Source organism: Dokdonella fugitiva, assembly GCF_004342425.1.
Lineage (GTDB): Bacteria > Pseudomonadota > Gammaproteobacteria > Xanthomonadales > Rhodanobacteraceae > Dokdonella_A > Dokdonella_A fugitiva.
This window is the reverse complement of sequence record NZ_SLWQ01000001.1, coordinates 451,343-457,898: the sequence shown is the minus strand read 5'-3', so window position 1 is coordinate 457,898 and position 6,556 is coordinate 451,343. Positions and strand designations below refer to the sequence as shown.

Annotated in this window: 5 protein-coding genes; 2 read left to right on the top strand and 3 right to left on the bottom strand. The window is 70.9% G+C overall.

Annotated features, from left to right (window positions below; genetic code table 11):
- The coding region (locus tag EV148_RS18330; RefSeq protein ID WP_199222694.1) for an InlB B-repeat-containing protein at positions 1-1,063 on the top strand (1,063 nt) is incomplete at its 5' end.
- Between the two features lie 306 nt (positions 1,064-1,369).
- Positions 1,370-1,804: an LIC_13387 family protein gene (locus EV148_RS01915; protein WP_131992633.1), complete on the top strand. Its 435-nt coding sequence runs from the start codon at positions 1,370-1,372 to the stop codon at positions 1,802-1,804.
- A gap of 27 nt (positions 1,805-1,831) precedes the next feature.
- Here EV148_RS01915 and EV148_RS01910 read toward each other — a convergent pair whose 3' ends face one another.
- Genes EV148_RS01910 through EV148_RS01900 form a run of 3 tightly spaced genes read right to left on the bottom strand, consistent with a single transcriptional unit; the run spans position 1,832 to position 6,262 of the window.
- Positions 1,832-2,935, bottom strand: a complete 1,104-nt coding sequence (locus EV148_RS01910; protein WP_131992630.1) for a hypothetical protein — start codon at positions 2,933-2,935, stop codon at positions 1,832-1,834.
- Positions 2,936-2,937: 2 nt separating this feature from the next.
- A complete protein-coding gene (locus EV148_RS01905) occupies positions 2,938-5,616 on the bottom strand; it encodes a protein kinase domain-containing protein (RefSeq protein ID WP_131992627.1) in 2,679 nt (892 codons plus the stop codon).
- On the bottom strand, positions 5,603-6,262 hold the full coding sequence (locus tag EV148_RS01900) for a cupredoxin domain-containing protein (RefSeq protein ID WP_131992623.1): 660 nt from the start codon (positions 6,260-6,262) through the stop codon (positions 5,603-5,605). Before EV148_RS01900 ends, EV148_RS01905 begins: the two co-directional genes overlap by 14 nt.
- Between the last annotated feature and the right edge of the window lie 294 nt (positions 6,263-6,556).

Below are 6,556 nucleotides of genomic sequence, written 5' to 3'. Positions count from 1 at the left end.
TATCGCGAGCTTCGCGATCGACACGCACACGGTGACGCCGAGCGTGTCGGGTGGCAACGGCACGATCAGCCCGTCGACGGCGCAGACGGTGAACCACGGTTCGACCATCGCATTCACGTTGACGCCGGCCACCAACTACCACGTCGCCAATGTCGCGGGCACCTGCGGCGGTTCGCTCGTGGGCAACACCTACACGACGAACGCGGTGAACGCGGACTGCACGGTCATCGCGAGCTTCGCGATCGACACGCACACGGTGACGCCGAGCGTGTCGGGTGGCAACGGCACGATCAGCCCGTCGACGGCGCAGACGGTGAACCACGGCGCGACCATCGCCTTCACCCTGGCGCCGTCGGCGAACTTCCATGTCGTCAACGTGGCCGGCACCTGCGGCGGTTCGCTCGTGGGCAACACCTACACGACGAACGCAGTGAATGCGGACTGTACCGTCATCGCGAGCTTCGCGATCGACACGCACGTGGTGACGCCGAGCGTGAGTGGTGGCAATGGCACGATCAGCCCGTCGACGGCGCAGACGGTGAACCACGGCGCGACGACGAGCTTCACGCTGACGCCGGCCACGGGCTACCACGTCGTGACGCCGGTCGGCGGTACCTGTGCCGCGGGTACGCTCGTGGGCACCAGCTACACGACGGGACCGATCACGGGCAACTGCACGGTCGTGGCGAGCTTTGCCGCCAATCCGCCCGACCACATCAAGTTCCTGCAGCAGCCCGCCGACGTCCCGCGCGGTGACCGCCTGGGTGCCGTGCAGGTCGCGATCGTCGATGCGTCCGACAACGTCATCGCGACCGACTCCACCTCGCAGATCACGCTGTCGACGAGCGCCTGCGGTGGATCGATCGTGCTCGGCCAGGCCACGGTGAGCAACGGCGTCGCCTCGTTCCCGGCGAACGCGAGCCAGCGCTTCTACACGCTGAGCGCGAGCCGGACGATAGGCGCGGCGAGTGGCGCACTGAGCGGGACGAGCGCCACGTTCAGCGTGACCAACACCGGCAGCCAACTCGTGTTCGCCGACGATTTCGATCTCTGCCGGCTCTGATATCCGCCGGCTTGCGTCCTTCGACCCCGCTTCGGCGGGGTCTTTTTTTCGCGCGGGGCCGGTCAACGCCGCACCGCGCACCGCCTCGAGCGGGGTGTGCCGCCTTGGCCGGCCACATGCCGTCCTTCCTGCGAAAGCGGGACTCCATCCCGATGCTGCGCCTGATGCGCGTGTCTTCCACCGGCGCCGCGGCGGCCCGTGCTACGCTCGCCTCGGCGGGCTTCCGCTCGAATCGCGCGATCCTCCGCCTGCTTGCGTCCACACGGCCGACTGTCCAAACATCGGACACCCCCGGAGATGACGCCCATGTCCGAATCCTCCCTGCGTTCCGGCGTACGCGGCGCCGCCGCCGTGTTGCTCATCGCCAGTGGCGTGCATGCGACCGTGCACTACCGCGCCTTCGTCGACGTCGCTTCGTTCGACGCACCGCGCCGCGCGCTGATGCAGGCGATGCGCGCGTACCCGATCCTGCCGCGCTGGGGCATCGATGCGTGGACGATGTTGTGCGGCTACAGCGTGTGCTTCGCGCTCCTGCTCATGCTGTGCGGCACGCTGCTGTGGTGGATGGGCAAGCACCTCGACGCGTCGCGCCTGCGACCGCTCGCGACGGCGACCGCGATCGTGTTGTTCGCGGGCGTGGGCCTGCTGGCCCTGCTCGACCCGATGCCGGTGCAGATGACCGTGCTTTCGCTCGCGGCCCTGTTCCTCACCGTCGGCGTGCTGCGTGGGCGCCTCGCCTGAGCGTGCCCGCCATCTTCGGCGCGCCGTCTACCAGCGGGCTTCGAGGTCGAACAGCACGCGTCGCGTGTGGTCGGCAAGGCCGTCGCGCTGTTCGCGGAAGCCGGCGAGGCGCAGGCTGAGTCGATCGGTGAGGCCATAGCCGATCCATGGCATCGCGCCGTGCGCGAAGCTGTGGAACCACCAGTCGTCCTCGCTGAACGCGGCGAGCACGGCATCGCGCTGCTGGCGCTGCCAGGCGAAGCCGAGTTCCCATCCGCGCGCGCGGCGGCGATCGCCGGCGACGAGGCTCAGGCGCGCTCCGTCGGCATCGTCGTCGGCGCCGAGATTGCGCACGAGGTCGATGCGCGCCTCGAACGGCCAGCCGCCGAATGCGTGCCGGCCGACGAGCTGCAGGTCGAGCAGGCGGAAATCGCTCGTGAAGCCGTTCGCCGTGCGCAGGTTGGTGCGGCCGAGCCCGTTGATCGCGAGCCGGTGGATGTCGTTGAAGTCGATCAGCGAGAGCATCACCGCGGCATTGCCCGGCGCGCCCTCGTGCCAGCGCCAGGCGAGTTGCAGCGCGCCGATGCGCGAATCGTCGCCGTACAGGTGCTCGCCTGCGAACACGCCGGCGACGAGTTGCAGGCGATCGTAGTCGCCGAGCGCGATCGAATGATCGATGCTGACGCCCGCAGGCCGCAGGTCGCGGTCCCAGACGAGCGGTGACAGTTCGAGCGGCAGTGGCGTCTTGCCGAACAGCAGCGCGGTCGATTCGCCCGCGTGCCAGCGCACGAACAACTGGTCGAGGCCGGCGCCGTCGCTGCGCTCGTTGTCGTTGTTGATGCGGTTGTCGCGGTTGGCATCAGAGCCGAGCGCGAACTTCAGCGCCCCACCGATTTCGAGCTCGGCGCGTGGCGTCCAGGCGAGGCCGGGACGCACGCGTCCGCGCACGCGCTCGAGCGTCGGACTCGGCCGCGCGCCCGGGATGCCGCGGGTATGTTCGTAGCGCACGGTCGCGTCACCGGACCAGGCGAGCGTCGAGCCGGCCGGCGCGTCCTCGGGCGCCTGCAACAGCGGGTCGTCGGTCACCTGCGCGGCGACGGCGCCGGGTGCGGCGAGCAGGGCGAGGCGGCACAGCAGGGCGAGGCGGCGCATGCTCAGACCCTCAGTCCGGCGAGGTCGGCGGCGAGCTCGGCCGCGGAGGCGTAGCGGTCGTCCGGCACGCGCTGGAGGCAGCGGAGGATCACCCTTTCCAGATCCGGGGGCACCTCGGGCCAGAGCGCCGACGGTCGCGTCGGCTCCTGCTGCATCTGCGCCATGTAGATGTCCATCGTCGACTTGCCGGAGAACGGCAGGCCGCCGCAGAACATCTCGGTCATGAGCACGCCGCACGACCAGATGTCGGCGCGCTCGTCGACGTTGCCGCCGGCGAGCTGCTCTGGCGCGCAGTAATTCGGCGTGCCGAGGAAGGTGCCGGGTTCGGTGTGGCCGGGCTGCACGCGTGCGGTCGGCCGGGCGATGCCGAAGTCCATGAGCTTGGCATTCGCGTTCGCCTCGAGGATGAGGTTTTCCGGCTTGATGTCGCGGTGCAGGACGCCGACCGCATGCGCTGCGCCGAGGCCGGCCGCGAGCTGGCGCGCGATGCGCAGGCCGGCCGTGTACGGCACGCGCTTGGCGTCGCGCAGCAGGTAGCGCAGGGTGAGGCCGCGCACGTACTCCATCGAGATGTACGGCAAGCCGCCGATCTCGCCGAAGTCGAACGTGCGCAGCACGTTCGGATGGGTGATGCGCCGGGCGAGCTTGATCTCGTCCTTGAGGCGCTCGAGCTGGGTGCCGTCGGTGAGCGCGCCCGGCTTGACCATCTTCAGCGCGACGAGGTCGTCGAGTTCGAGGTCGTTCGCCTTGTAGACGACGCCCATGCCGCCTTCGCCGAGCACCGAGATGATGCGGTAGCGATTGCCCAGCACGGCGCCCGGGACGATGCCGAGCGTGGTCTTCGCGCCGGGCGACGGCGGCGGCGCGCGCCGCGCGTCGGCCTGCAGGACCGTGCGATCCGCCGGCACTTCGCTTGCCGCGCGCTGCCAGACGTCGGCGAGCACGGCCGCACGCGGCTTGGCGCTGTACGCGCCGGTGACCGCGTGCACGGCGGTCGCGCCGTATTCGCGCGCGAGCGCCTCGCCGAACGCACCGAGCGTCAGCAACTGGCCCGGAGCAGCATCGCAGAGCAGGCGGTGCACCTGCGCCTGCGGCATGCCGAGCAGCGCATCGCCGCCGTGCAGCAGGTCGCCGTCGACGATGCTGCCCGCAGGCGCCGGCTGGTGCTGCGCGCCCGACGCATCGAGCAGTGCCCCCCAGCACGCGAGGGCGCGCCGGTGCGCGTCCTCGCCGTCGAACGCGAACAGCCAGCGCGCGCCTTCGGCGACATGCAGTTCGGCCGCATGCGCGTGCGCGATGTCGTCGAGGCGCGCCTGCAGCGCGCCGAGGTCGGCGATGGCCTGCGCCGGCGTCGTGTCGCCGCGGTCGGCGAGCAGGTGGCGGAACTCGACGCCGAGCAAGGTCGCGGGTGCGCGTCGCGGCAGCGCATCCGGCGTGGTACGGCGGCGTGTCGCCGCGTCCGCCACGACCTCCGCGGCAGGCTCGGGCAGGAAGCGCGCGAGATGGCCGACGTAGCCTTCCATGTCGCTCTTCTCGCGCAGCTCGGACAGCAGCGTGTCGAACGCATGCGACAGGCGGCCGAGGTCGTCGTTGCCGCCGCTGCCGATGCGCGCCTGGTAGTTGCCCGCGGCGGCTTCCTCCGCCGCCTGTGCCATGCGCCGCACCGGACTGAGGATGCCGCGCGAGAGCAGCAGCGAGAGCAGCAGCGCGGCGATCATCGAGGCGATGCCGGCGAGCGCGACCCAGTTGAGGATCGCGCGATAACCCGAGACGAAGCGGTCGGCCGAGGCGAGCACGAGCACGCTGCCGAGCTTGCCGTCCGCGGCGGTGCCCATCGGCCGGGCGCGGCCGATCCAGTCCTGGCCGGCGAAGCGCACGCGGAACTGCTCGACCGCGCGGCCATCGTCGAGCGCCGATCGCACCGACGGATCGAGCGCGGCGATGGCCGGCGCGAGTTCGGCGCCGTTGGCGGCGTCGAGCGAAGTCGCCGCGAGCGCGACCTTGCCGCCGACCGGAATGCGGAACGCGACCTGCGCGCCGCTCGCCTGCGCGACCTTCTTCGCCAGCACGTCGTCGACGCCCTGCGCGACGAGCAGGTAGCCGAGCAGGTCGCGGTCCTGCACGATCGGCATGATCGCGGCCTGGTAGAGCCGGTCGCGCTGGCGCCAGTAGCCGGCGAACGGTGGCGTGTCGTGCAGCGCCGCGGCGACGAGCGGATCGTCGGCGAGCGATTCCTGCACGGACTCGCTGCGATCACTGCGAACGAGCGTGTTGCCCTGGCCGTCGAGCAGGATGCCGAGGTCGAAGCCGAACTCGCGCTGGCGCTCGAGCAGCAGGTCGTGCATCGAGCTGAGGTCGGGTCCGCTCTGACCCTCGACGCCGGGGAGTGCGCCGCCGCCGGCGGCGCTGCCGATGTAGCGCGCGAAGCCCGAATCGGACGCGACGAGGCGCGCATTCGATTGCAGGGTCTCGAGGCGATGCTGCTCGAACTCGCGCTGCACCGCGTCGCTCGTCGCGACCGCCTTGTCGAGCGCGTCGGTGGCGATGCGCTGGCCCTGCGTGTAGGTGACGAGCACCGCGGCGCCGAGCGCGAGCGCGATCAGCAGCGCGGTGGCGAGGAAGAAGCGCAGCGCGAGCGGCAGGGTGAAACCTTTCGCGGGGGAGTGCTCAGTAACCGGCATCGCTGGCCCTTCCGTATGGCTTGCCGAACTTGTTGAGGTGCGGCGGCACGCGCTTCTGCGTGAGATCGAGCTGGATCGCGAGCGGCTTGCCGCCGGCGGCGAGCTTCTGGTGCCACGGCGTCGCGCGGTCGTGCCAGACGACGAGGTCGCCGCTGCCCGCGGGCAGGTTCTTCAGGGTGAATGCCCCGCTCGCGTCGGGGCGCGTGAAGTACGGCGTGTCGAGCACGAGGATGTGGCCGATCATCGACGCGTGCACGTTGCAGAACACGCGCACGTAGCCGGCTTGCGGGAAGGCGACGGTCTCGCCGTCGCCGTTGCCGTACACGCCGACGTCGAACGTGTTCGCGGGCGAGGTCGAGAACGCGTTGTGCAGGATCGGGTCGCGATTCGGGAAGCGTACCGCGCTGCCGACGGTGATCGGCAGGATGCGCGGCATGAACTGCTTGCGCTGCGTGCCCATCACGTACGGCGCCGCCGCGGGCGCGACCTTGGTCGGGTGCGCCGGACGGAAGTAGACGACCGCGTCGGCCGCCTCTTCGCTGCGCAGCGCCTGTCCCTCCGAGACGAGCACGACGCTGCCCGACAGTTCCGCGGCCCGCAACGAAGCCGACACGACCATGGCCAGCACCAGCCATCCTGCACGCATGCGTTTCCCCTCGGCCCGCCGGGCGCACCGCGATCGCGCGCGGCGCGCCCATGCCCCGGCCGCATCATAGAACAAGGTCATGCGCCGGGGCCGGACCGCGGACGCGGAACGGCAGGCGCTCGGCTCCAGTGGACCGGCGATGGCGGGATTGGCTGACAGGTGGCGCGGGTGTCTCTCTTTGCTTGCCCAGGGAGTAGGCACCAAGAGAAAGGGGCGCCCCGCCGCCCGCCGGCGCCGCGGGGACCCGGTGGAGCAGAGCAGTAGAGGAACAGCGAAGCAGGAACAGCGGGAGAG

Excerpts from the sequence above, each read along its gene's own strand:
- EV148_RS01900 (WP_131992623.1), bottom strand. The coding sequence starts at position 6,262 with ATGCGTGCAGGATGGCTGGTGCTGGCCATGGTCGTGTCGGCTTCGTTG.
- EV148_RS01905 (WP_131992627.1), bottom strand. The coding sequence starts at position 5,616 with ATGCCGGTTACTGAGCACTCCCCCGCGAAAGGTTTCACCCTGCCGCTC.
- EV148_RS01915 (WP_131992633.1), top strand. The coding sequence starts at position 1,370 with ATGTCCGAATCCTCCCTGCGTTCCGGCGTACGCGGCGCCGCCGCCGTG.
- EV148_RS01910 (WP_131992630.1), bottom strand. The coding sequence starts at position 2,935 with ATGCGCCGCCTCGCCCTGCTGTGCCGCCTCGCCCTGCTCGCCGCACCC.